General features: G+C 71.1%; 18 protein-coding genes. 15 read left to right on the top strand and 3 right to left on the bottom strand.

Annotated elements, in window-relative coordinates; all coding sequences use genetic code 11:
• Positions 1-51 precede the first annotated feature (51 nt).
• From G4D86_RS14145 to G4D86_RS14135, 3 genes are all read left to right on the top strand, one after another.
• Positions 52-1,305: a metallophosphoesterase family protein gene (locus tag G4D86_RS14145; protein WP_163993714.1), complete on the top strand. Its 1,254-nt coding sequence runs from the start codon at positions 52-54 to the stop codon at positions 1,303-1,305.
• Positions 1,302-4,565, top strand: a complete 3,264-nt coding sequence (locus G4D86_RS14140) for an ATP-binding protein (protein WP_163993712.1) — start codon at positions 1,302-1,304, stop codon at positions 4,563-4,565. Before G4D86_RS14145 ends, G4D86_RS14140 begins: the two co-directional genes overlap by 4 nt.
• 339 nt (positions 4,566-4,904) lie before the next feature.
• Positions 4,905-6,473, top strand: a complete 1,569-nt coding sequence (locus G4D86_RS14135; RefSeq protein WP_163993710.1) for a cyclic nucleotide-binding domain-containing protein — start codon at positions 4,905-4,907, stop codon at positions 6,471-6,473.
• A 4-nt stretch (positions 6,474-6,477) separates the two neighbouring features.
• On the opposite strand, the gene G4D86_RS14130 is transcribed toward G4D86_RS14135, so the two are convergent.
• Positions 6,478-7,536 (bottom strand): hypothetical protein, encoded by a 1,059-nt coding sequence (locus tag G4D86_RS14130; RefSeq protein ID WP_163993707.1) that lies wholly within the window; start codon positions 7,534-7,536, stop codon positions 6,478-6,480.
• A 59-nt stretch (positions 7,537-7,595) separates the two neighbouring features.
• Positions 7,596-8,687, bottom strand: coding sequence for a hypothetical protein (locus G4D86_RS14125; RefSeq protein WP_163993705.1), 1,092 nt, complete (start codon positions 8,685-8,687; stop codon positions 7,596-7,598).
• 279 nt (positions 8,688-8,966) lie between these two features.
• Between G4D86_RS14125 and sitA6 the strand changes: the two genes are divergently transcribed.
• A complete protein-coding gene (gene sitA6 / locus G4D86_RS14120; protein WP_163993703.1) occupies positions 8,967-9,632 on the top strand; it encodes a SitA6 family polymorphic toxin lipoprotein in 666 nt (221 codons plus the stop codon).
• 12 nt (positions 9,633-9,644) lie between these two features.
• Positions 9,645-10,367 carry a SitI6 family double-CXXCG motif immunity protein gene (gene sitI6, locus G4D86_RS14115; protein WP_163993700.1) on the top strand — a complete coding sequence of 241 codons (723 nt, stop codon included), beginning with the start codon at positions 9,645-9,647 and terminating at the stop codon, positions 10,365-10,367.
• Between the two features lie 75 nt (positions 10,368-10,442).
• On the opposite strand, the gene G4D86_RS14110 is transcribed toward sitI6, so the two are convergent.
• Positions 10,443-11,228, bottom strand: a complete 786-nt coding sequence (locus G4D86_RS14110; RefSeq protein ID WP_163993698.1) for an MBL fold metallo-hydrolase — start codon at positions 11,226-11,228, stop codon at positions 10,443-10,445.
• A gap of 97 nt (positions 11,229-11,325) precedes the next feature.
• On the opposite strand from G4D86_RS14110, the gene G4D86_RS14105 reads away from it, so the two are divergent.
• The 10 genes from G4D86_RS14105 to G4D86_RS14060 all read left to right on the top strand — a co-directional run bounded on the left by G4D86_RS14105 (position 11,326) and on the right by G4D86_RS14060 (position 24,532).
• Positions 11,326-12,225 carry a LysR family transcriptional regulator gene (locus G4D86_RS14105; protein WP_163993696.1) on the top strand — a complete coding sequence of 300 codons (900 nt, stop codon included), beginning with the start codon at positions 11,326-11,328 and terminating at the stop codon, positions 12,223-12,225.
• 82 nt (positions 12,226-12,307) lie between these two features.
• Positions 12,308-13,027, top strand: coding sequence for a lysophospholipid acyltransferase family protein (locus G4D86_RS14100; protein ID WP_240360234.1), 720 nt, complete (start codon positions 12,308-12,310; stop codon positions 13,025-13,027).
• 62 nt (positions 13,028-13,089) lie between these two features.
• Positions 13,090-16,404: a carboxypeptidase regulatory-like domain-containing protein gene (locus tag G4D86_RS14095; RefSeq protein ID WP_163993694.1), complete on the top strand. Its 3,315-nt coding sequence runs from the start codon at positions 13,090-13,092 to the stop codon at positions 16,402-16,404.
• Positions 16,405-16,415: 11 nt separating this feature from the next.
• Complete coding sequence (locus G4D86_RS14090) at positions 16,416-17,273, top strand: phospholipid scramblase-related protein (protein ID WP_163993692.1); 858 nt, start codon at positions 16,416-16,418, stop codon at positions 17,271-17,273.
• A 45-nt stretch (positions 17,274-17,318) separates the two neighbouring features.
• Positions 17,319-20,042, top strand: a complete 2,724-nt coding sequence (locus tag G4D86_RS14085; protein WP_163993690.1) for a hypothetical protein — start codon at positions 17,319-17,321, stop codon at positions 20,040-20,042.
• Between the two features lie 67 nt (positions 20,043-20,109).
• Entirely contained in the window at positions 20,110-21,207 is a 1,098-nt protein-coding gene (locus G4D86_RS14080) for a hypothetical protein (protein WP_163993688.1), read from the top strand.
• A complete protein-coding gene (locus tag G4D86_RS14075; RefSeq protein ID WP_163993685.1) occupies positions 21,204-22,127 on the top strand; it encodes an AHH domain-containing protein in 924 nt (307 codons plus the stop codon). Before G4D86_RS14080 ends, G4D86_RS14075 begins: the two co-directional genes overlap by 4 nt.
• A gap of 19 nt (positions 22,128-22,146) precedes the next feature.
• Positions 22,147-22,731, top strand: a complete 585-nt coding sequence (locus G4D86_RS14070; protein WP_163993683.1) for an imm11 family protein — start codon at positions 22,147-22,149, stop codon at positions 22,729-22,731.
• A 6-nt stretch (positions 22,732-22,737) separates the two neighbouring features.
• Complete coding sequence (locus G4D86_RS14065) at positions 22,738-23,535, top strand: immunity 49 family protein (protein WP_163993680.1); 798 nt, start codon at positions 22,738-22,740, stop codon at positions 23,533-23,535.
• A 109-nt stretch (positions 23,536-23,644) separates the two neighbouring features.
• A complete protein-coding gene (locus tag G4D86_RS14060; RefSeq protein ID WP_163993677.1) occupies positions 23,645-24,532 on the top strand; it encodes a cupin domain-containing protein in 888 nt (295 codons plus the stop codon).
• The last annotated feature ends 41 nt before the right edge of the window (positions 24,533-24,573 follow it).

Raw genomic sequence — 24,573 nt, 5'->3', positions numbered from 1 at the left:
GGGCCGGAAAATCGGGCCCTCGCGTGGCTTCGGATACGGTGGGAGGCGGCCATGCCCTTCAAGTTCGTCCATGCCGCCGACCTGCACCTGGACACGCCGTTTCGGGGGGTGGCCGCGCCAGGGCCCCTTCCCGGCCGCTTCCAGGAATCCACCTTCCGCGCGCTCACTCGCATCGTCGACCTGTGCCTCCGCGAGCGCGTGGCCTTCCTGCTGCTCGCGGGAGACTTGTTCGACGTGAAGGACCGCTCGGTGCGAGCGCGACTCGCGCTGCGCCGCGAGCTGGCCCGGCTGGACACCGCGGGCATCCAGTCCTTCATCGTCCACGGCAACCATGACCCGCTGAGCGGTGACACCGGCACGCTGGGCCTGCCCGCGTCGGTGAAGGTGTTCGGCCCGGACTGGGAGGAGGCGGACGTGGTCCGCGAGGGCCGCCACCTGTGCCGCGTGCAGGGCATCTCCTATCCCGACGTGGAGGTGCGCGAGGACTTGTCCGCGCGCTTCCGCCGCACCGGTGACGGCTTCAACGTGGGGCTGCTCCACGCCAACCTCGGCGGCGCGGAGGGCCACGCCAACTACGCGCCGTGCACGACGGCGGGCCTGGGCGCGCGCGGACTGGACTACTGGGCGCTGGGCCACGTGCACACGCGGGCCGAGCATGCGCTCCCGGGTGGAGGCGTCGCGGTGTACCCAGGCAACCCGCAGGGCCGTCACGCCCACGAGTCCGGCGAGCGAGGCTGCGTGCTGGTGGAGGTGGAGGACGGCGGCACGCGGCGGCGCTTCGTCCCGGTGGACGGCGTGCGCTGGCACAAGCTGGAGCTGCCGCTGTCCGGAGTGGGCACGCTGGACGGGCTGGTGTCCACGGCGCTGGAGGCGGTGGAGTCGCGGTGTGCGTCGGAGCTGGACGGGCACGCGGTGCGGCTCACCCTCACCGGCCGCGGCCCGCTGCACCGTGAATTGGCCCGGCCCGGCGCGCTGGCGCAGGTGGAGACGGAGCTGCGCGAGCGACTGGCGAAGGTCCATCCGCCCGTGCTGCTGGAGTCGCTGCGGGACGGCACGCGCCCGGAATTGGACGTGGAGGCGCTGCGCGCGGCGGGCGGCTTCTCGCGCACGCTGCTGGACGAGGCGCGCTTCCTCGCGGAGAGCCCGGAGGAGCTGGCGCGGCTGTGGGAGCAGGAAGCGCTGGGCAGCCTGGGCCAGCGGCTGAAGCGGCTGGGCGTGGACGTGCTGGCGACGCCTCGTCCGGAGTGGGTCGTCGGAGCGGGACTGCACGGAGCCGAATCGCTGCACGAGGAGGACGCGCCATGAAGCCAGGGCTGCGCATCGACGGGCTGCGCGTGCAGGGCTTCGGCCGCTTCTCCCAGCTCCATCGCGAGCTGGGGCCGGGGATGCACCTGCTGTACGGGCCCAACGAGGCGGGGAAGAGCACGCTGCTCGCCTTCCTGCGCAGCATGCTGTTCGGCTTCGAGAAGAACGGGCACCCGGAGCGCTACGAGCCCCGCGACGGAGGCACCTTCGGCGGCGAGCTGCGGCTGACGACGGAGCTGGGCCCGCTGCTGGTGCGGCGCGTGGCGGCGAGCCGGAAGTCCAAGGGCGAGCCGACGGTGCTGGGGCCGGACGGGCAGCCCCTTCCGTGGGAGCGGGTGCAGGACGCGCTGGGCCACGTGTCGCGCGAGCTGTTCTTCGACGTCTTCGCCTTCCGCCTGGATGAGCTGGCCGGCTTCGAGCGGCTCACCGAGCAGCGCGGCGCCTCCGAGGCCCTCGTCGCCGCGAGCATGCGGGGCGCGCGCCGGCTGCCGGAGGTGGTGGCGCGGCTGGAGAAGAGCGCGGGCGCCCTCTACAAGCCGAACGGGCAGACGCCGCTGCTGAACGAGGCGCTGCGGGCCCTGGAGGACGTGCAGGCCCGGCTGCGCGAGGCGGGAGACCGGCCAGCGCGGTACTTCGCGGAGAAGGAGCGGCTGGCCGCGCGAAGTGAAGAGCAGCGCGTGCTGGAGGCGGAGCTGCACGACGCGGGCCGCGAGCTGGAGCGGCTCGGGCGATTGGAGGCGGCGCTGGCGGACGTGTCGGCGCTGGCGGAGGCCCGCGCGGAGCTGGCGTCGCTGCCCGAGCTGGAGCACTTCCCCGAGGGCGGCGAGGCCCGGCTGGAGGACGCGCTGCACCGGCGCAGGAGCTACCGCGCGGAAGGGGCGCGGCTGGCGGAGAAGCTCGCGACGGTGGACGCGGGGCTGGAGCGGCTGGCCGCGCCGTCTCCGGTGCGCGGGCGGGGGGAAGCGCTGCACCTGGCGCTGGCCGCGTACACGGAGCGCTCGGGATTGTTGCGGGCACTGCCCGCGCGGCGCGCGGCGGTGGAGGAGAAGCGCCGGCAGGTGGAGCGTGAGCTGCGCGAGCTGGGGCTGCCGGTGGACGGGCCCGGGCTGATGGCGCTCGACTTGAGCGCGAGCGTGCGCGCGGCGCTGGAGGAGCTGGCCACACGGCTCGCGGCGGTGGAGACGGAGCGCCGCGAGGCCCTGGGCGCGAGGATGCGTGCGCGCTCGGAGCGGGAGCGGCTGGACGGCGCGGTGGCGCGAGTGCGCGGTGAGCTGGCGGGGCTTCCGGACGTGCGGCCCGCGCAGGTGCGCCAGCAGCAGTCCGGGCTGGGGCGGCTGCGGACGGTGCGCGGTGAGCTGGACCGACTGAGCGAGCAGCGCGCCGAGCTGCGGCGGCAGTACGAGAGCGCCCGTTCGCAAGGCGAGCCGACGCCGGCGGACGTGGTGCTGCCCATGTGGTGGGTGCCCGCCGTCGCGGGAGTGACGGTGGTGCTCGCGGTGGTGACGTGGCTCCTGGCGGGGACGGTGGCCGGGGCGCTGAGCCTCGTGGGCGGGCTGCTGCTGACAGGCGTGCTGGAGCTGGCGCGCAGGCGCGTGGAGGCCGCGCGCGACGCGGGCCTGGAGGCGCATGCGGCGCGGCAGCGCGGGAGGCAGCAGGAGGAGGAGCGGCTGCGCTCGACACTGGCGGGCCTGGCGGCGCGAGAGGAAATGCTGCATCGCGATTTGCTGTCCGCCGCCGCGGAGGCTGGCATGACGCCAGTGGCGACGGCGTCGGACCTGGCGACACGGGAGGCCGCGCTGGCGGAAGCGCTGGAGCAGGCCGGTCGGCGCGAGTTGCTCCTGCGCGAAGAGGAGAAGCTCCGCGAGGGACATGGCGAGGCGGTGCGGGAGGAGCAGCGCGCGGAGGAGACGCTGCGAGAGGCCGAGGTGCGACGCGGGACGCTCGCGACGGAGCTGGCGGCGCACCTGTCCGCGCGGCACTTCCCTTCCACGCTTCCGGCGTCGGCGGCCCTGACGCTGTGGCGGGATGCGGCGGCGCTCCGGCAGCGGCTGCTGGACGTGGGCGCGGAGGCGGCGGCGCTCGCGGTGGATGAGCGGGCCTGTGCCCCCGTGGCCCTGAAGCTGTGGGAGGAAGCCGTGGCAGCGGGGCTGGCTTCCGGGCTGGGCTTCTCGGAGCCGGGGTCCACCCGTGCCACGCAAGCCATGACGGCCGCGATTCCCCAGGGTGCGCTGGAGACCGTCGCCGCGCGAGTCTCCGCCGCGCTGGACTCCGAGCGCGAGCAGACCGCCGAGCGCCGCGTCCTCGAGGAGAGTCGCCGCGAGCTGCTCGCGGAGAAGGCCCGGCTGGACGGCCTGTCCCACGAGGAGGAGCTGGCGCTCGCGCTGCTCCTGGCCGAGGGCGGTGGCGCCGACGAGGAGTCCTTCCGCCGCCGCGCCGCGCAGGCCCGCCGCTACGCCGAGCTCACGCACCGCGCACGCGAGCTGTCCCAGCGAATCGAAGCACGCACCGGCCTGACGGAGGCCCACGTGCGCGAGGCCCTCCGCGAAGTGGGCGGAGAGGAAGGACTGCACGCCTCACTGGGCACTCGACGCGCACGGCACACCGAAGCGCAGGAGCGGAACAAGGCCGTGCTCACGGAACTGGGCGCCCTCAGCAACCAGCTCTCGGCCTGGGAGAACGACGACGAGCTGGCGCGGCTCCGCATCGAGGAGGAAGCCCTGCGCGCCCGCGTCGCGGAGCTGGCCACACGCTATGCCGCGGACCGGCTGACGCTGGCCCTGCTCGCCCGGGCCCGGCGCCGCTTCGAGGAGGAGCAGCAGCCGCGCGTGGTGCAGCTCGCCTCCGAGCACTTCGCCGCGCTCACCGGAGGCCGCTACCGCCGCGTCTTCATCCCCACGAGCGAGGAGCGCGAGCTGCGCGTGGGCGACGGCGAGCGCGACTGGAGCGCGGCGCAGCTCTCCCGGGGCACGCGCGAGCAGCTCTACCTCGCCTTCCGCCTCGCGGTGGTGCGCGACTTCGGCGAGACGCGCGGCGCGCTGCCGCTCATCGTGGACGACGTGCTGGTGAACTTCGACCCGGAGCGGGCCCGTGGCGCCATCCGCCTGCTGGCCCGGCTCTCCACGCAGCACCAGGTGATTGCCTTCACCTGCCACCCCTGGCTCCGCGAGGCCTTCGCCGCCGAGGGCGCCCGGGTGCAGGAGCTGGACTCCACCGTGAGCACGGCGCAGCCCATCCCCGCCCCCGAGCTCCAGGCCGGCTGAGCCTTCAGGCCGGCCTTTCCCGGGGGTGACGCCTGCCCGCCTGCCCTGGCGCTGACTGGGTTCTGAGAGGACCAGCCAGCCCCCCCGCATCCCCCGGCCCCGCGTCGCCCGCGCACGCTCCCGCGTCCTCCAGAAACGCGAGCCGGGCCCGGCCAGGGGTCGGCGTCGCCCACGCACGCATCCGCGTTCCCTACCGACGCGCCCGGGCTCCCACTCCCCGTCTGCTTTCCCACACGGGCGGCGAGGTCTCCCTCGGGAATCCCCACTCAGTACAGCGCGCCCGGACCATGGCAGCGCGATTGCACAAGGCCCCCGGCAGCAGAGCCGGGAGGAGCCGCCATGCCCCGTATCGCGAGCACCGAAGTCATCGTCCCCAAGTCCCTGACCCTGGAGGCCCGGGCGCGCCTGACGGACGCGCTGTACGCGGTCCACCAGCAGATCTTCGACGGCGTGGAGCGGGAGTCGTTCGCGAAATACGTGGTGGAGTCCAAGGCCGAGCACACCTGGATTCAGGTCCACAAGAACGAGGCGGGCGACATCGTCGGCTACTTCGCCATGCACGTCTTCGAGAAGCCGCTCAACGGCGTGACGACGGCGGTGTTCCGCGCGGAAGCGGGCTCGCTGCGGGCGTACCGGGGGGCCAACACCAACACGCGCTTCGGGCTGACGCTGGTGCTCAAGTACATGCTGCGGCACCCGGGCCGGCCCACGTACTACATGGGCTCGCTGGTGCACCCGTCGAGCTACGCGCTGTTCGCCAAGTACTGCGGCGAGGTGTGGCCGCGCCGCGAGCAGCCGGTGCCGCCGCAGCTGCTGGCCTTCATGGACGGGCTGGCCACGGAGTTCGGCCTGGAGAAGGTGGACGCGGCCAACCCGCTCCTGCGCGAGGTGGGCTGGCGCACGCGCGAGTCCGAGGTGGAGCAGGACTACTGGCGCCAGTGCGACAAGCCGGCCGCGCGCTTCTTCATGGAGGCCAACCCCGGCTACGTGGACGGGCACGGGCTGGTGACGCTGGTGCCGGCGACGGCGGCCAACATCCTGAGCGTGCTGCGCGTGCTGTGCGGCCGCTCGCTGCGCAAGCCGATGGACGCGCTGAGGGCCCTGGCGCGGCGGCTGCCCGGCGGCGCGAAGCTGCGGCGCTCGGAGGTGGTGCGGCAGCTGAAGGCGTCGCCGCTGTTCGCGCGCTTCGGCACGCAGGCGCTGGAGTCGCTGGCCGCGAGCGCGCAGGTGATGGAGCTGCCCGCGGGCCGCTACGTGTTCCGCAAGGGCGACGCGAGCGACGAGCTGTACCTGCTGGCGCGAGGCGCGGCGTACGTGCTGGCGGAGAACGGCGGGGGCGAGGACGGGGTGGTGAACCAGCTCGGCAGCGGGACGGTGTTCGGGGAGATTGCGATGCTGGGGGGCGAGCGGCGCTCGGCCTCGGTGCGCACGGCGGCGGCGTCCACGCTGGTGCGGATTCCGCGCGCGGCGCTGCTGCCCATGCTGGCGGCGGACGCGGGGCTGCGGCACAGCGTGTGGGGCACCTTCGCGGAGCGGCGCTTCGACGACCTGGTGCGGGGGATGGACCGCTACGCGCACCTGGGCCGCAAGGCGCGGCTCGGCTGGCTGCGGCGCGGCGAGCAGGTGGAGCTGGCGCCGCGGCAGGAGCGACTGCTGGAGCCGGGCTCGTACCTGTTGGTGCTGGCGGGCGCGGTGGAGCTGACGCACGCCGCGCCGAGGATGACGGCACGGGGCACGATGCTGCTGGAGGTGGAGCGCCCGCTGCGCGTGGTGGCGCAGGAGAGCACGCAGCTCGTCGTCCTCCCCCGCCTCGCGTCGCCGGAGCTGCTCCTCGCGATGGAGGCGAGCGTCCCGCAGGCCCTGCCCCTGCCGCGCGTCTCCCTGGAGCAGCCCCGCGCGGCGGCGTGAAGCGTCAGCGCTGGCGCGTCCCCGCGAACCACTCCCAGTCGTCGGGGTCCTTCACTGGGAAGGGCGCCTGCTCACGCCGGGCCACCACCTCGCGCATCCACGCCGGGGCACCTCCCGCGAGCGGCCACGCACGGGTGATGGCCAGCCGCTGGTGCGTCTGGTGGCTGCGCAGGAGCAATTCATTCGCGGAGTCGACCCTGGCGGGAGTGATGCCAGCCCCGAGGGCGGCCTGGGCGCCCTGCATGGCACCCGCGCGCCAGTGGGGATTGTCGGGGACAGGCCGCTCCTGGACGGGCCACAGGCCGAGGAGGGGCGGGGCCAGCCCTTCGAGCAGCGCCGCGTGCAGGCGGTCATGGCCATCCACCACCAGCCACTTCCCCGCGAGCTGGAAGTAGAGCAGCAGCACGGGTGGAAGCGTCCCGTCGCGCGCGTGCTTGCGCCAGGCCTTCACCCGGCCGTCGTCCGGCGGAGAGGGTTGGCGCAGGGAGAGCACGGCGCCGCTGCGCACCTCGTAGCGGTCGGGCATCCGCCAGTCCCAGGGCTCCCACCAGAACGGCTCGAAGCGCAGCGCCTCTTCCAGGGAGTGGGGCGGGTCGAGCGGTCCACCCGACCTGGAGGTGGGAATGCACGGGTACGACGCGGCTTTGCTCGCGGGTACGGGGAGCAGCGGCCGCAGGCCCCAGAGGCCAGCGTGCAGGATGGAAGCGTCGGCGCGCTCCAGCTCCCTCACGAAGCGGTGGGCCCAGGACGTCCACCACTCCACCGTCGCGGGAGCGTGGGGCATCCCTCGTGCCTCCGCCGAGGTGAAGGAGGGAAGCCGCCAGGGCGTTGGAGCGGGCCCGCGAAGGAAGGCACCGTCGTCCCACCAGTCATCGATTCGCATCCAGAGGAGCGGCTGCCCACCGCTCGTCACCCGGAGCAGGTGGTGGGCCGTGGCCTCGATGTGCAGGGACGGTCGCTGGCGCCAGCGGCCCTCATGCGGCACGTCCAGCAGCAGGCCCGGCACCTCCGGGGCCACCTTCCAGTCCGTGTCGTCGGGGCTCACGGTGATTCGCGGGGACATCCGTCCACCTCCTGCCGCGCAGCGACGGGGCCGGGCTTCAGGCACTGACGCGAGCGCGCTCAGGACCGAGATTCCAGTACTGCCTCCCATTCGACCTCAAACATCATCGGATCCATCTGAAAACTCTCCGCCAAGGCTCCTGGAGGAAAAGCGTCAAGGTCCCTCAGCATCCTTCCGGCAACCGTTTCCACTCCCGCAAGGATTCGAACCATCATCGAATTCCCATCAACAGCATACAACCGCGCGATACGGCAACACCCCATCCGTGCGGCGAACCTCAATTCCCCCACAGTCAAATGCAGTGGCCGCTCGAAGGGTCCTCGCGTCGACTTCACACACACAAACACAACAGGAGCCCCATTAATCCATTTCGCCGAACGCACTTCATAGTCAAACACCGACCGCACATGAGTCTGCGAAACCCACTCGAACTCTTCCTCACCGTGACCAGAGGCAACGAGCCACATCCCGAAAAGCTCCTCACCCCACTGAACGAACTCGCCCGCAGAGTGAAGTTGCTGGCGCAAGTCAGCATGCAACATCGACCCGCCTGATGGTCGCTCCAAGATCTGCGCGGTCGCCGTGTCACCAAAGAGCACTTCCTCGACCGTGTCGCGGAAGCCCAATACATCAAGAGGATGCTCTCCGGAATATGCTACGCCAGAGACCGCCCGCAGTTCCGCGATGAGTAATTCCGATACCGCGACGATGGAACGCTGCGCGGTGAAACCGCAGCGGGATGTAATAACTTCGTGCAACCGGGGATCATCATGCGCCGATACAAGAACAAGTGTCACAATGTTCGGGCGCGTGACCCCATCGAAGGCGAAAATGCCATAGTCGCCGACAGTCAGCGTGTCATATCGGCCGGGCTTACCGACCGGAGCATGTATCCGCTCCCCTTCCAGGCACCAACGGCCTGAACCTCGTGCTCTCTGAATCTCCCGCGTCAATCGCTGCGCATCCCCTCCACCGGGCCCGGCAACCACGAGCGAAATGGCTACCTGCTCATACAGCCCCTTGAGCCCAGGGTAGAACTCGCCCAAGAAGATATTGGCATCCAGCTCAACCGTCCTCCGTCCGGCATAAGCCACGTGACCCTCGAACAGTGACAAGTCTGAATCCGACAGAAGCTTGATGGCGATTTTCATATCAAGGGATTCAACGACCGCGAGCCTGCTGGCGAAGGAGGCGGCGACGCCGAAAATTTCGACCGTAACTGTCGGCAGCGGGGAGCATTGGGGGTGCGACGAAGCATGCGCCGCGCGTGTACCTCAGAAGAGGCCACATGCGTCGGCCAACCCTACCTAATATATTCTATTGGAATCAATGGCCCCAACAGGTCACATCTGTCCTCGAAAGCCGAGCCGGGTTTCACCCTACGAGCCCATCGTGGCGGCAGTGAACCTGAATGATATAGCTGTCAAGACATGCCTGTCTTGAAGACCTTCCTGCTCTCACTGCTTGCCATCTCCTGGCTCGGTTGCTCAACCGTCACGCCGTCCCCCCAGGAGTCGTGGGCTGACACAGAAGTGGAGTGCACGAATCCGCGAGAAGACACGTGCACCACCGTCGTGTGTGGCGGCGACACCTGCGGCATCTACCGCTGCGAAGACGTGCCCGGTGGAGTGCAGCGAGTGCTCTTCCCTCCTGCCCGTCCTCCGGCGGCCGCGGCTGCACCCGGCAGCGGTCCCCAGCGCAACTGGGGAAGCGGGATGAGACTCCCCGGCGAGGGTGGACCTATCATGGTCTTCCCCTGGCACGGCGAGCCCAGACCCGCACCGCCAAACCGGCAACTACCGGCGGGCCGCTTCGAGAAGCACCACATCTTCCCCCAGGCGCAGGACCTCGCGGAGTGGTTCAAGGGAAGGGGTATCAACATCCACGACTACACCCTGCCCATTCCGCGCGACACCCACGTCAGGATTCACCGGGGCGGAGAGCGTGGCGGCGAATGGAACAACGCCTGGCGCGACTTCAAGGGACGGAACGCGACGCCCAGCAGAGAGGAAATCTTCAAGCACGCGGGGGAACTCATCTACCGCTTCCAGCTCCTCGGCGGCCCCATTCAGCCCTATCATTCCAGGCCCGGGTGAGGCGCCCTACAAATGACACGGTTCTTCGAGCTCAGAGAGAACAGGGCGGCAACTGCCCGGTACAAAGGCGACTTCGGCGCCACGCACAAGTGGTCCCTTCCATCGGTCGAATGCACCGCGTGCGGCGCCATCTGGGGTGCTTCAGGGCATGACTACCCGTCCGTGGGCCTCTCGCAATTGCCGGAGCAGGCGAAGTTCATCAGCCCCGGGCCGACCTCCGTGTCCGAGTGCGCGCGCCTTCGAGAGTTGGTGCGCCCGTTGGCGCCCCCATCCGCGACGCTTCCGCCCGGTACGAGCTTCGGGCCCTTGGTAGGCACGGCCCATGGAGACCTGGGGCCGCTCACGTGGCAGGGGGACTACCTGCTGGTATTGCGCCGGGACACCTTGGAGCGCCTCCAGGCTGAAGGCGTGCGGGGACTGCTAGGCTGCATGACGGGGCTACGGTTTCGCCAGAAGAACCCGCCGGAACTGCTGGAGCTCCAGATTGAACCGCACGGCAGGCTGCACCCGGACTGCCTGCCGCCTGACCTCCCTCCCCCCTGCGCCACCTGCGGACGGGTCGCAGTCCGGCTGCCGGAGCAACCCATCCTCGACGCGGCGTCTCTGCCAGCAGACCTGGACCTGTTCCGGGTGGGTAACTTCGCCACGGTGATTGTTGGCACCGAGCGGTTCATGGATGCAGCGCGCCGCCTGGAACTGGACGGCATCACGTTCCGCGAACTGCCCACCCGCTGAGCGGCGACGGGCATACTGCCCCAGGGAGCAGCGGAAGAGCCGGCTCACCTTCATCCGTGAAGCCGGTCTCCCCCCTCACGCCCACAGCCGCCGCGCCACCACCTCGTCCAGGTTCCGCGAGTGGAAGAACCCCTCGAACTCACTGCCCCGCACCTCCGCCGGCAGACAGGCACTCAACGGAATCGCCCGCACCCGCTCCGGCACTCCGCGCGCGCCCCGCACCGCCTCCTCCAGCGCCCGCAGGTAATGCCGCGCCGACCCCAGCGTCCGCGGTGAAACCACCCCGCCGTGCCCCTGGATGACGCGCGAGCGCCCCCGCGCCTCCGAGCGCCCCAGCGCCGCGTCGATGGCCTCCGGCGCCCCATACGCGATGTACGCCATGTGCCCCACCGCCGTGTCCGCGGAGAACAGCAGGTCCAGCCCGGGCACGTCGATGTTCAGCGTGCTCGCCGTGTGCCCGGCATTCGGGAACACCTCCAGCGCATGCCGCCCCCACCGCAAGTGCAGCGGCCCCGCCGCGCGCATTTCAGGCGGCCGGAAGAACCGCGACTCCTCCTCCGTGCGGAACCGCTCCGCCTGGAACGTCTCCTCGAAGCGCTCGTGCGCCAGCACCAGCGCCTCGGGGAACTCCTGGAGCGCGGCCAGGTGGTCGCTGAACCCGTGGGTGCACACGGCCAGCCGCACCCGGGCGTTCAGCTCCTCGTGGATGAAGCGCCGCAACGCCAGCGCGTCCGCCCGGCTGCCGAGCGCATCCACCATCAGCACGTCACGGCCATCCAGGAACAGGGTGGCGTTGGAGGCATACGTCTCCCCGATGACGACCAGGACATCCGGGGCCAGGGACTGCGTCTTCAGTCTCATGCAGGGCACCTCGAGCGAGGGAACCCGGCACTTATCCCCAACTTTCCCACATGCATCCAGCGCATCGTCCGCATGAATTCATGACAGAATCGAATGGATGGTCCTGGACGTCAGACACCTGCGACTCGTGGCGGCGGTGGTGGACACGGGCTCCGTGACGGCGGCGGCGCGCGTGCTGCACCTGTCGCAGCCCGCCCTCAGCCACCAGCTCCGCGACGTGGAGGAGCGCCTCGGCGCCGAGCTCTTCCAGCGGCAGGGCCGGCGCATGGTCCTCACCGGCCCCGGCAAGCGCGTGCTCGAAGCCGCGCGCAAGGTGGTGGCCGAAGTGGACGCCGCCGAGGCCGAGGTCTCCCGCCTCTCCCAGGAGTCACGCGGCCTGCTGCGCCTCGCCACCGAGTGCTACACCGCCTACCACTGGCTGCCCTCGGTGCTGCGGCGCTTCTCCGCGAAGCACTCCGGCGTCGAGGTCCGCATCGCCGTGGACGCCACGCGCCGCCCCGTGGAAGCGCTGCTCGCGGGAGAGCTGGACCTGGGCATCCTCAGCGAGCCCGTCCACCACCGCCGCCTCACCGGCGCCCCGCTCTTCGAAGACGAGCTGGTCGCCGTCATGGCCCCGGACCATCCGCTGGCGAAGAAGCGCGTGCTCCACGCGGAGGACTTCGCCCGGGAGCACGTGCTGCTCTACAGCATCCCCCTCACGCAGAGCACCCTCTTCCAACAGGTGCTCGTGCCCGCGGGAGTGACACCCGCGCGCGTATCCCGCGTGGAGCTGACGGAGGCCATGGTGGAGCTGACCAAGGCCGGGCTCGGCGTGGCGGTGCTCGCGCGCTGGGCCATCGCACCGGAGCTGGCACGTGGCACGCTCGCCGCGGTGCGGGTGACGAAGCCGGGCCTGCGCCGCCACTGGCACGCGGCCTGGCCGCGCACGGTGCGTCCCGCGCCGTACCTCACCGCCTTCGTGGAGCTGCTCGCGAAGGCCGGCCCGCCGGGGCCTTGAGGGGACAACTCCCCTTGCCTCCCGCGCGCCGGGCTGTGGCACACTGCGCGCCATCCGACTCCTACTGTCCATCTTCTTCTGGTTGTTCCTGGCGCTCTCCAGCCTGGTGCTCTTCGTGGGCGCCGTGCTCATCTGGCTCGTCACGCTTCCGTTCGACCGGGACGGGCGGGTGTTGCACCTGTATTCGTGTTTCTGGGCGCAGCTCTACTTCTACGTCAATCCGCTGTGGCACCTGCGCATTGACGGCCGCGAGCGCCTGCCCTGGCGCGGGCCCGCGGTGCTGGTGTCCAACCACGAGTCGCTCGGCGACATCCTCGTCCTCTTCGGCCTCTACCGCCCCTTCAAGTGGGTCTCCAAGGCGGAGAACTTCCGGCTGCCCCTCATCGGCTGGAACATGCGCCTCAACCGCTACGTCCCGCTGATTCGCGGGGACAAGGTGAGCATCGCGAAGATGATGCGCGGCTGTGAGTACTGGCTGTCGCGCGGCGTGCCCATCCTCATGTTCCCCGAGGGCACGCGCTCCTTCGACGGGCAGGTGAAGCCCTTCAAGGACGGCGCCTTCGTGCTGGCCATGAAGATGAAGTGCCCCATCATCCCCGTGGTCCTCACCGGCACCGCGCGCACGCTGCCCAAGCACGGCTGGGTGATGGACACCCAGTCCCACTGCCACGTGGAGGTCATGCCTCCGGTGGACCCGTCCGCCTTCCCCGACGTGCCCACCCTGCGAGAGCACGTCCGTGACCTCATCATCGCGGAGAAGGCCCGGCTGGAGTCGGGAGTGTCCGCTCCCTCGCAGCCGTAGTCTGCCTGCCTGGCGACCCGGAGGCCCCGGGCCTGCTACCGTGAGCGCTCCGGGAGGGCGCCATGCGGAAGCCGTCGGCGGGGGTCATCGCACTCGGCGTGCTCGCGCTGGTCGCCGCCGTGGCGCTCCTCCAGTTCCGCGGCGGCTCCGCGACGGAGGCACCACCCGCCCCCACCACCGCGAGCCCCCAGCCCCGCACGCGCTCCGGCCCCGGCGTCCCCACCCCGCCACCGCGCGGCGCGCTGTCCGTGCGCGGGCGCGTCGTGGACATGGAGGGCCAGCCCGTCGCGGGCGTCCAGGTCTCCGCCACCCAGGCGCTGCCCGGCGAGTCGCTGTCCCAGCTTCCCTGTGGCGAGGAGTCCCCCGTCCTGTCGCTGACCTCTCCCGACTGCATCGGCGAGGCCAGCCTGCGCGTCCTGGACCTCATCAGTGAGGAGCGCGGCGGCGCGCCCGTGCTCGCGCAGGGGACCACGGCGGCGGACGGCACCTTCCAGCTCGACGCGCTGCCCGAGGGCACCGTGGCCCTCTGGGCCTTCAGTGCGCGCGGCTCCGCCATGGAGCCCGAGGTGGCCACGGGCCGCGAGGACGTGGAGCTGGCGCTGGACGAAGGGCTCTCGCTCGCGGGCCGCGTCGTGGCCGAGTCCGGCGCGCCGCTGCCCGGCGCGAAGGTGACGCTCTTCCACCAGACGCACTCGCGCTACTTCACCACGAGCACCGGCGCGGACGGCCGCTTCAGCTTCGGCCCGCTGCCCGACGGCGACTATGGCCTCGTCGCATCCAGCCCCGGCCTGATGCCGGCCCTCGTACCGGACGCGGCCTACGAGGAATTGGACGGCATCGTCCTCCATCCGCCCCGACAGCTCACCGGCCGCGTGCTGCTCGCCGACGGCACGCCGGCTCCGGGCGCCGAGGTGCACGTCTCCCCGGTGTCGCTCGCCGGGGTGGCGGACGCGGAGGGCCGCTTCGCCCTCGGGCCGCTGCCTCCCGGCGACTACGACGTGCTCGCGGAGCGCGACGGCCTGCACGGCTTCGCCCACCTGAGCCTCTCCGAGGAGCGCCCCGACGCGGAGGCCACGGTGTACCTGGGCACCATCGTCCACCTCGAGGGCGTGGTGCTCGACGAGGCCGGGCAGCCCATTGCCGACGCCATCGTCACGGCAAGCTCGGAGGTGGAGGGCCCTCCGTTCGACGATGCCACCACCGGGCCGGATGGCCGCTTCCGCCTGGGCCCCATGGCCCCCGGCCTGTACACCTTCGACGTGGACGCGGAGGGCTACCGCGGGCTCGCGACGCCAGGCGTGCAGGTGTCCGCGTCCCCGTCGCCCCTGTCCTTCACCCTCCAGCGCGCCCACGTCCTCGCCGGCACCGTCACCGACATGGAGGGCCGCCCGCTGGCGGACATCGAGGTGGAGGCGACGCGCCCCGTGCGCGCCCCGCGCGGCATGCTCGTCCGCGAGCCCCCTCTTCCCGAGGAGGAGGCAGACACCGAGCCCGGCGACTTCGAGGAGCGCTCGGGCGAGTCGTCCAGCGTGTTCACGGACGAGGAGGGCCGCTTCTTCATCGAGCTGGACGAGCCGGGGCGCTACACCCTCACCGCCAGCGGCGACAGCTTCCTCCCGGCGCGCCTGGAGGTGGACGCGCCGGCCTCGGGCCTGCGGTTCCAGCTGCGCGGCGGCGGCACGCTGGAGGGCTCGGTGGTGGACGCGCGCGGCGAGCCGCTGGAGCAGGTGCAGCTCACCGTGCAGCTCGGCCCGGACGCGCGGGGCCGGGTGCTGGAGACGACGAGCGAGGAGCAGGGCCGCTTCACCCTCGGCGGGCTGCCGCCCGGCACCTACGTACTGCAGGCGTCGCTGGATTTGGGCGCGTTCGTCCACAAGGCCTCGCGCACCGTCACCATCCGGGGCACGGAGACGATGGACGCCTCGCTGCGGATGGACACGGGGAAGTCCGTGTCGGGCCTCGTCGTGGACGAACAGGGCCGCCCCCTGCCGGACGCCGAGGTGGCGGCGTACACCCTGCGCGAGCAGCCCGACGACGACGAGGGCATGCTGCCCTCCACCGCGAAGACGGGCCCGGACGGGCGCTTCACGGTGCACCACCTGCTGGAGGGCGCATGCGCACTGAGGGCGTCCAAGCCGGGCTACACCTTCGAGGAGCCCGAGCCGGTCGAGTCCCAGCGGCGGCCGGGCGTGGTGTCGCGCGCGGGCGCGACGGACGCGCGGCTGGTGCTGCGCTACCAGGGCTATGTCCTCGGACGCGTGGTGCACCGGGACGGCACGCCCGTCACACGCTTCAGCATCAACCAGGAGTCCTTCCGGAGTCCGGACGGCGCCTTCCGCATCGCCATGGAGCGCTCGGGCGGGCTCCGGCTGCGCTTCGACGCGCCCGGCCTCACGCTGGCCGTGCGCGAGGTGGAGGTGCCACCCGGCCGTGATCTGGACCTGGGCGACGTGGTGCTGGAGCCGGGGCGCCAGGTGCGCGGCCGCGTGGTGGATGCGGAGACGTCCCAGCCCGTCGCCGGGGTGCTGGTCCGGGTGAACCTGCCGGACGCGGACGCGTGGACGAGCGAGCGCGCCCCCCTGGACCTGGAGACCACCGCCGCGGACGGCTCCTTCACGCTGCGGCAGCTGGAGGCACGTCCCCTGGAGCTGGCCCTGGTGCGCGAGGGCTATCCGCCCCAGCTCCAACGCGTTGGCGCCGATGACGAGGAAGTGGAGCTGCGCATATTCCCCGGCGCGAAGGTGGACGGCACGGTGACGGACCACGAGGGCCGGCCCGTGGACACCACTGTCTTCCTCACCCCGATGAGGACCCCAGGCGACGGCTTCGTGCCCCTCGGCCAAGACGACTCCGCCCGCTCCGCCGAAGTCACGCAGGGCCACTTCCACGTCGAGGGCGTGGCCGGCGGGGACTACGCCGTGTCCGCCCGCGAGGTGCCGGGCCCGGAGGGCCGCCCGGTGGAGTTCCTCACCCAGCGCGTGCGGCTTCCTCCCATGGGGCGGGTGACGCTGGCCCTCACGGTGCGGAAGGGAAGCGCCTCGCTGCGGCTGCGCGTGCCGCCGGAGGAGCTCAGACGGCGGCACGGCGCGCTCATCCCCGGCTCCGTGTCCTCCACCGCCACGTGGGGGGAGCTGCGCTTCCTGATGTACCGCCACGCCCTGCCCCTCACGGCCGGCAGCCCGGACGACGGGACGCACGTGTACGAGCACATCCCCGCGGGGCACTACACCTTCCTCCTGGACCGTGAGCTGGAGCCCGGCAGGCGAGAAGTCTCTAGCGAGGAGGTGGACGTGTCCGAGGGGGAGAGCGTCGTCCGGGAGGTGGCTCCCGTGTGGCGGCCGGTGCCCGGCTCGCGCGACGAGCCGGTCCGCAGGTAGGCTTGCTGCTCATGAGCACCAAACCCAAGCTCGCGGACACCCAGGAGCTGGAGCTGGACTGGGGCGGCCGCGAGCAGCGCTCGCCGTCGCCCGCGGGGGACGTCGCCACGGCGAACGACGCACTCCTCGTGGAGGTGCCGTCCGGCGCGGCGGGCAAGGGGCCACCGGGAGACCCGCGCTACATGAGCCACGAGCTGCGCACGCAGCTGGCGGGCATGTTCGAGGCGCCCGAGCTGCGCATGCGGCAGATGCGCGAGCTGGCGGAAGTCCTCATCGGCTGGGAGTCGAAGAACCGCTACGAGGTGTGCGACCCGACGGGCCGGCCGGCGGTGTACGTGGGCGAGACGGGGGACGGTTGGGGCTCGGCGCTGGTGCGCAACTTCTGGCCCTTCTACAAGGCGCGGCTGGAGTGCATGACGCTGGGCGGCACGGTGGCGCTCGCGGTGGAGCGGCCGTGGAGCTTCCTCTTCTCCCGGGCGAACGTGGAGGCGTGGGACGGGCGGCCGCTGGCCACCATCCAGCAGCGCTTCACCTTCCTCGGCCGGCGCTTCGACGTGGTGACGCCGGGCGGTGCCGTCATCGCCACGGTGGAGGGGCCGCTGTTCAGGCCCTGGACGTTCCGCATCCTCCAGCGCGGCGTGGAGGTGGCCGTCGTCCGCAAACGGTGGAGCGGCCTGTTGCAGGAGACCTTCACCGACGCGGACACCTTCACCCTGGAGTTCAAGCCGGACTGCGCCGACGCCCGGCTGCGGCAGATGGTCCTGGCCGTCGCGCTGCTGGTGGACCTGACGTACTTCGACAACCGCAGCCGCAAGTCCAGCGTCGGCGCCGGCCTGGACATCTTCGACATCTTCAATTTCTGGAAGTGAGAGGTGAGGCACGCCCCCAGAGGGCTGTGCTAAGTCCCCTGGACCATGTCCACGAGCGATGCGCTGAGCGCAGCAGACCTCGAACGGCTGGTCCGGGCCGAAGCGCCCGACCTGGCCGAGGCCGTCATCGCCTTCCTCGACCAGGAGGAGAAGGCCCCTGAGACGCCGCTGCCGAAGGGCGCCTTCACCTTCGACAAGCTGCTCCAGTCGCTGCAGCAGGCGCAGGCGCGCTACAACTCGGAGGGCCGGCGCACCGCCTCCACCGAGGCGTGGCAGCGCTTCAACTCCCAGAAGGACGTGCCCCGCCCGCCGAGGCTCGCCCTGGCGGACCTGCTCGTCGGCCTCTACGACAAGGGCACCGAGGCCTCGCGCGCCGCGCTGATGGAGCTCATCCGCCGCGCGGACCTGCGCTTCGGCCTGTGGGGCGGCTTCAAGCGCATCTACAAGCTGGCCGAGGCCCGCCACGACGCGGAAATCTTCGGCATCCTCGCCTGGCGCTTCGACGTGGAGCGCGGCCGGGGCAGCTACAACCGCGAAGTCTCGGCCGGCACCCTCACCTACCTGCGCCGCCGCGCCTGGCGCTACCTGCGCCACCTGGGCGCCGCCGTGCCGGAGCTGTACCCGCAGTTCGCCGTGGAAGTCCTGCGCCACTACGAGCAGGACCTGTCCTGGTACACCGTCTGGGTGGCCCACCACATCTGGGCGCACGGCACCGACAACTACACGGCCACGTCCTTCTCCATCCAGCCACCCGCGGACATGGTGAAGCACCGCGCCTTCCCGGACGCGTGGAAGCGCTCGCCGGACGCGCTGATGCGCCTGCTGGACACCTGCCAGTCGGACCCCGCCGCGCGCTTCGCGATTCAAGGCCTGCGCAAGGACTTCCCGGAGGTGCTGCGCAAGGTGACGCCCGCGTGGCTGGACCGGCTCGCGCGCCGGCCGCTCGCCAGTGCGCACGACTTCCTCGTGGAGACGCTGCAAGGCTCACCCGAGTTCCACCAGGGTCGCCTGCGCGCGCTCGGCCTGCACGACGCGGTGCTCGCGCTGCTGATGTCGCCCAGCGACAAGGCCCGCGCGTACGCGATTGAGTACGCCCGCGCCCACGCGCAGGATTTGCCCGCCGAGCGGCTCGCGGAGCTGGTGGCCCAGGGCGCCAATGACGTGAAGGCCTTCGCCGCCGCCACGCTGGAGAAGCGCAACCCGCGCGAGCTGGGCGTGGAGCTGCTGGGCCGGCTGCTCGTGTCCAAGCCGACGAACGCCTTCGCGGCGAAGTCGCTGGAGCAGTCCTTCGACCGCGCCGAGCTGTCCGCCAGCTTCCTGCGCGACCTGTACCTGGGCGCCAACGAGCAGCTCAACTGGGTGAAGGGCTACGTCGCGTCCAAGTACCCCGGCACCGAGCTGCCCGTGGCGTTCTGGAAGGAGCTGCTGGAGGACCCGCGCCTGGAGAAGAAGCCGCACCCGGTGGAGGGGCTGGCGGTGAAGGCGCTGGGCGCGTACCCGCCCTCGGCCATTGGCCCGGAGTGGCTGCTGGACAAGGCGTCGCACCCGCGCATCGGCGGCACGGTGAGCAACTGGCTCACGCGCGCGGACAGCCTGCCCGGGCTGGACGTGGAGCGGGTGAAGGGGCTCGTCTTCAGCCGCAAGCACCGCGACGTGGCGCTGGCCCTCCTGGGCAACCGCAAGCTGTTCAGCGCGCGCCAGCTCACCGTGCCCTGGCTGCTGGCGCTGGCCCGCCGCGCGGACCCGCAGCTGCACGGCTTCGCGCACCGCTACCTGCTGGAGAACGTGGCGCCGGCGGACTTCAGTGACTCGGGCGACGCGGCCTCGGGCCTGGAGCGCCTGTTCGAGCTGGCGCTGGGCGCGAAGCAGCCGGTGCAGGTGCGAGGCTTCGCGCAGACGTACCTGCGCTGCCACCACCCCGTCATCGGCCCGGAGCAGCCGGAGTCGAAGTCGTATGAATTGAAGCCGCGTGCGCCGCGCAAGGCGTACACGCCGGAGAAGCTGTGGCCCGCGCTATTCGACGCGCGCGACGACGTGCGCCGCTTTGCACTCGCGATTACTCGCGCGGAGCTGCGCGCCTGGGGCTGGCACACGCGCGTGTACGAGCTGGCCGACGCCGAGGCGAAGGAGGTCCGCAACCTGGCCTATGACGCCCTGCTGAAGGCGGGCGAAGAGGGCGCGGACGCGCGGCACGTGCTGCACCCGGAGGAGCTGGACCCCGTGAAGGTGTTCTCCCTCACGGAGAGCGCCAAGCGCAGCACGCGCGAGGTGGCGGTGGAGCTCATCCGCCGGCACTACGCGCGGCTGGGCGGCGCGGAGCGGCTCGCGTGGCTGATGCAGAGCGCCGACCGCGAGGTGGGCCTGTTCGCCGTGCGCCTGCTCTGGGAGAAGCACCGCCCCACGCACCTGCCGGAGGGCTGGAAGCCCGTGGGTGCGAAGGAGGCCGTGGCCACCGCCACCGAGCGCTTCCCCAACGTGGAGGCGCTGCGCACCTTCCTGCGGAAGATGCTCTTTGGCCTCCCGCCGGGCCGGGCCAAGGAAGCGCGCGAGGGCGAGGTGCAGAAGCGCCTGTCCGCCAGCGAGGCCAAGCGCCGCGTCATCGAACTGGTGCGCGACCTCGGGCTGGAGGACGAGACGTTCGCCCGCGTGGTGGCGCCGGTGCTGGGCGAGTTCACCGGCTCGGTGGCCAAGGGCGAGTGGCAGAGCTGCCTCGCATCGCTGGTGCAGCTGCGGGCCGCGCATCCGGAGGCGCAGCTCGGCGGGCTGTGAGGGACGCGCTCCTCCTTCGGTAACTTGATTGCTGTAGACTCGGCGCTTCCAACTGGAGGACGCGCCGATGCGAATGGTAGCGGTGGGGATGAGCTCCAGCCTCGGCCCCGCCATGACGGCCTGCGCCGCCTTCCGCGCGGGCATCGTCCGGGCAAAGCCCTCCGAGTCGGTGACCACCTTCGCTCCTGGCGACAGTGCTCCGCAGCCGGTCTTCGTCCGCGAGCTGCTGGGGTCGACGTTCGGCTTCTCGGGTGAGGGCCGGCTCGTCGCGATTGCGAGGGAGGCGCTGGAGGACCTGCGCACGCACGTGCCGCTGGAGTCCCTGGGCCGCGAGGCGGGCGCCTTCCTGGCCCTGCCCGACTTCTCGGATGGCTCGGGGCCCGCGGCCCTGGCGGCGGCGGCCGGTCGGCTGGGACGGCGGGTGCTGGGACGCGCGCTGGAGGGACTCGGCGTGTCCTGGCCGGAAGCGCGGTGGAGGTTCTTCAGCGGCGGCTCGGCGGGCTTCGCGCTCGCGTTGGAGGCCGCGCACCAGGCACTGGAGCGCCGCGACTTCGAGACGTGTCTGGTGGGCGGAGTCGACTCGCTGGTGGACCCGGAGCACCTGCGCTACCTGCTGGAGGAGCGTCGGCTGAAGACCGCGGACAACCCCGTGGGCCTCGTTCCCGGCGAGGCGGGGGCGTTCATGGTGCTCCGCTCGGGCCGGTCCAGGAGCGAGCCGGAGACCGCGCCCACCGTGGACATCTCCCCTGTTCAGCTCGGGCGCGAGCCTCACCCGCGGGGTTCCGACCGGCGGCCGGATGGCGTGGTGCTCTCCGCCTGCGTGCAGGCGGCGCTCGGCCCCGGGCCTGTCCCGAAGGGCGAGGTGCTGTTCATCACGGACCTCAATGGCGAGGAGGTGCGCGCCTGGGAGTGGGGCTGTGCCCTGCTCCGCCTGAGGAGCGACGGCGGAGTGGGTGGGGATGTGCCCTTCTGGGTACCGGCCACGGGCTTCGGGGACGTGGGCGCGGCGGCGGGCGCGGTGGGTGCGGCCATCGCGCGCCATGCCTTCCTGCGGCGCTACTCGCCCGCGCGTCGGATTGTCGTGGTTTCCCAGTCGGACTCGGGAGAGCGCGCCGCGTTCGCCGTGACTTCGAGTGGCACGCCAGGAGTCGGAGGTCGCACGTGAGCAACTCAGGCAATGGCAGGCGAGCGGGCGTGGCGACGACGCTCCAGGGGCTCATGCAGAGCCCCTTCGACCTGCACGGGAAGGCCGTTGCCGATGGCCGGCCCAACATCCGCGACTTCGGTCCGGCGCCCGGCAGCGGCGGCGCGATGAAGCGCAACGAAGCCCGGAAGCAGCAGGCCAAGGACACGAAGCAGAATCGCAAGAAGGATGACAGCCAGGAGGAGGCGGCGCCCCACGCCAATCCCCAGAACCCGAACCGGGCCATCCTCGCCAAGGGCAGCAACTACGCCAGAAATGGCGCGACGTACATCCGCGGCACCCGGCCCGCCGAGTACAACACCTACCCGCACCTGGGCCCCGCGGCCTTCCAGTCCGACGTGCAGTCACGGGGCAGCATCACCCAGGTGAGTAACTTCAACCCCGAGCTGACCGGACAGAGCCAACCCTATCCGTGGCAGGCCCATCACATGATTCCGGGCGAGGCCTTCTACACCGAGGACTCCACCGGAAAGCCCCTCTTCGACAAGACGGAGAACTTCGACATCCTGCTGCAGACGCCCTACGACATCGACCACGGGCACAACATGATTCTGCTCCCGTACGTCGCCTGGGCCGTGCCCATCCATGCACTGCTACAGCATCCCAACAACCACAACGGCTACACAGCGGAAGTGATGCAGCGGCTGAAGCGGATCGACACGCGCATTGACACTCTGCGAGGGCAGAAGAAGAAACATGAGGCCATCGTGGCCAACGTGTTCGATGACCTGAAGAAGCTGGAGACAAAGCTCTGGAAGGATCTCCTCAAAGAATCGCGAGCAGCCGTCCGTAGCGCCGCCGAGGGCCAGCTCTACGAGGGTCCCTATTGCCGCTGGAAGACGCAGGAAGGCAGGGAGTACGTATGGCCATCGCTGTGGTAGTGGAACGGAAGAGAGACCTGTGAGCTTCTCGCTACTCTGTGACCGGAACAACGGAGCCCTGCTCGACGCCTATCCTGAAGGCGGCCCCGAAGGGTGGCGCTACCTGGTGTCGCATCGCCTCGCGACCGAGTACCCCTCCGGCGGTCTCACCATGGGGTTTTCGCCCAACTTCCCGGACCGGCGGAAGCTCTACGACTTCGTCGACAGCATCCTGGACATCCGCGTCGTCTCCGAACGGGTGCGACGCATCATCCTGGAACTGGCGCCACAGGACGTGGAGTTCCTGCCCGTTACTCTTGTGGACCACCAGAAGGACGTCGTCTCGCGCGACTACTTCATCATGAACGTGGTCGCTGGCCGGGACGTCATCGACCTCGAGCGCTCGACGGTCGATATGAGCAGCATCCTCCCGGAGGACATCGACGACGTGTCGGAGCTGGTGCTCAAGGATGACATTCCGGAGGAGGGTCCCAAGGTCTTCCGGCCAAAGCACCTGCGCATCTACACGATGGTCGACCCGACCGTCCAAGCCGCCCTCACCGCCGCTGGGCTGACGGGCGTGAAGTTCCTCTCCGCCAATGGCTGGGACGGGAAGTTCCGCTGAGGGTCCATGGAAATCGACTTCGCTCAACTGCGCGAGAACGCCGGAGCCGCGGTGCCCGTCCTCATCTCGCACATCGACCCGGACGGAAACCAGGACCGGCTGGTGGAGGACGTGCGTGAGCTGTGCCGCTGCTTCGTCAACATCGCGGCGGCCACGCTCCTGCTGGAGGGCCGCTCGCAGCCCTTCTTCCTCAACCTCTGCCGCTCGGCGGAGAACTGGCGCCGGCTCCTCGTCCACCTGGAGCGGCGCAACCTGCCGCCGCCGCCCGCCTCGTGGGGGCTCGTCCCCCTGGCCGGCGTGGTGGCCGCGGGCCACTGGGAGCTCGCCACCCAGGTGGCGGAGCGGATGACGAAGTCCTGGCAGAAGGACTCGGGGGAGTACGCGGCGGAGTTCGCCTGGGCCTCCGCGCTGGCCGGGCTGGTGCTGCATTCAACGCGTGGTGAAGACCCCACTCCGAGACTTCAGGAGCTGACGCGCGCCGCAAAGGAAGCGTGCTGGCCCGCGCTCGCACAGGCGCTGGTGGACGGAGACTCGCCCGCCTTCCTCTCCGCGTTCTCCGAGGCCCTCACCAGCCACGAGGCCCGCACCGAGAAGCTGGCGCGCGGCTTCACCCAACGCGAGGACCACTTCGGCGCGCACCGGTACCTGTGGTTCGAGGGACTCGCCCTGCTCCGGCTGGCGCGAAAGCGCGGGCTCGACGTGCCCGACGAGCGCTACCGCTACTGCCCACCCCTGGCCCAGGTGCCGATGACGGAGCCGTACCAGGGTGACTGGGTCACCCGGCTCGGTGACGTGTCCCCATGACGCGCCCGCGGTGCGAGGGGCCTCCCTTCGTCACCTGATAAGCATCCCTGGCGGGTGACACCGGCGGGCAGACCGTGCGCCTGCCCGCGTGCGGCTACGCTGGCGCCACATGCTGCTCGAAGAACTGCTGAACGACTTCCCCCGCGAGCGCTTCCTGCGGGAGCACTATCAACGCAAGCCCTTCTCCGGACGGGCCGCCGCGGAGCGCCTGCGCGAGCTGGGCACCTGGAGCGTCGTCGACGAGCTCATCGAGAAGACGGATTGCGACCTGCTCCTCGCGCGGCAGGGCATGCCCTACGCCGGTGAGCGCCCCTCCACCGCGAAGCAGGCCCGCGAGCTGTTCGCGCAGGGCTACACGCTGGTGCTCCGCCAGCCGGACCAGCACCACGCCGGGCTGGCGCAGCTCGCGCGCACCTTCAGCGCGGAGCTGCACGGGCGCATCAACCTGCACCTCTACTGCACGCCCGCCGGCCACCACGGCTTCGGCTGGCACTGCGACCCGGAGGAGGTCTTCATCCTCCAGACCACCGGCCGCAAGGACTACCTCCTCCGGGAGAACACGCTCCACCCCGTGCCGCTCCCCGAGTCGCTGCCGAGCGGCGCGCTGGCTTCGCAGGAGACGACGCCCGTGGAGACGCGCACCCTGGAGGCCGGGGACTTCATCTACATCCCCGCCGGGCACTGGCACATGGCCCAGGCCCCCGAGGACGCGCTCTCCATCTCCATCGGCCTCCTGGCGCCCACGCTGCTGGACGTGCTGGACGCGGTGCGCGCCAACCTCGCCAGCAACCCGGTGTGGCGGCGGCGCCTGCCCGCGCTCGGGTATGCGTCCGACCTGGATGACATGAAGAAGCTGGAGGTCCTCCGCACGCTCTTCACCGGGCTGGGCGGCGAGCTGCAGCGCGCCCTGGCCGATCCAGGCCTCCCGCTGCGGTTCCTCGCGCAGACGGCGCGCTTCTACCTGCGCTCGGCGGGGCTGCGCGGCGGCGGGCGCTGAAGACGCCCGCTGTCGCACCTTGTGCGCAAACCCGGGGCCCT

Source organism: Pyxidicoccus caerfyrddinensis, assembly GCF_010894405.1.
In the GTDB taxonomy this organism is placed as follows: Bacteria; Myxococcota; Myxococcia; order Myxococcales; family Myxococcaceae; genus Myxococcus; species Myxococcus caerfyrddinensis.
The sequence above is the reverse complement of the archived record's forward strand: the minus strand, read 5'-3'. Positions and strand labels throughout refer to the sequence as shown.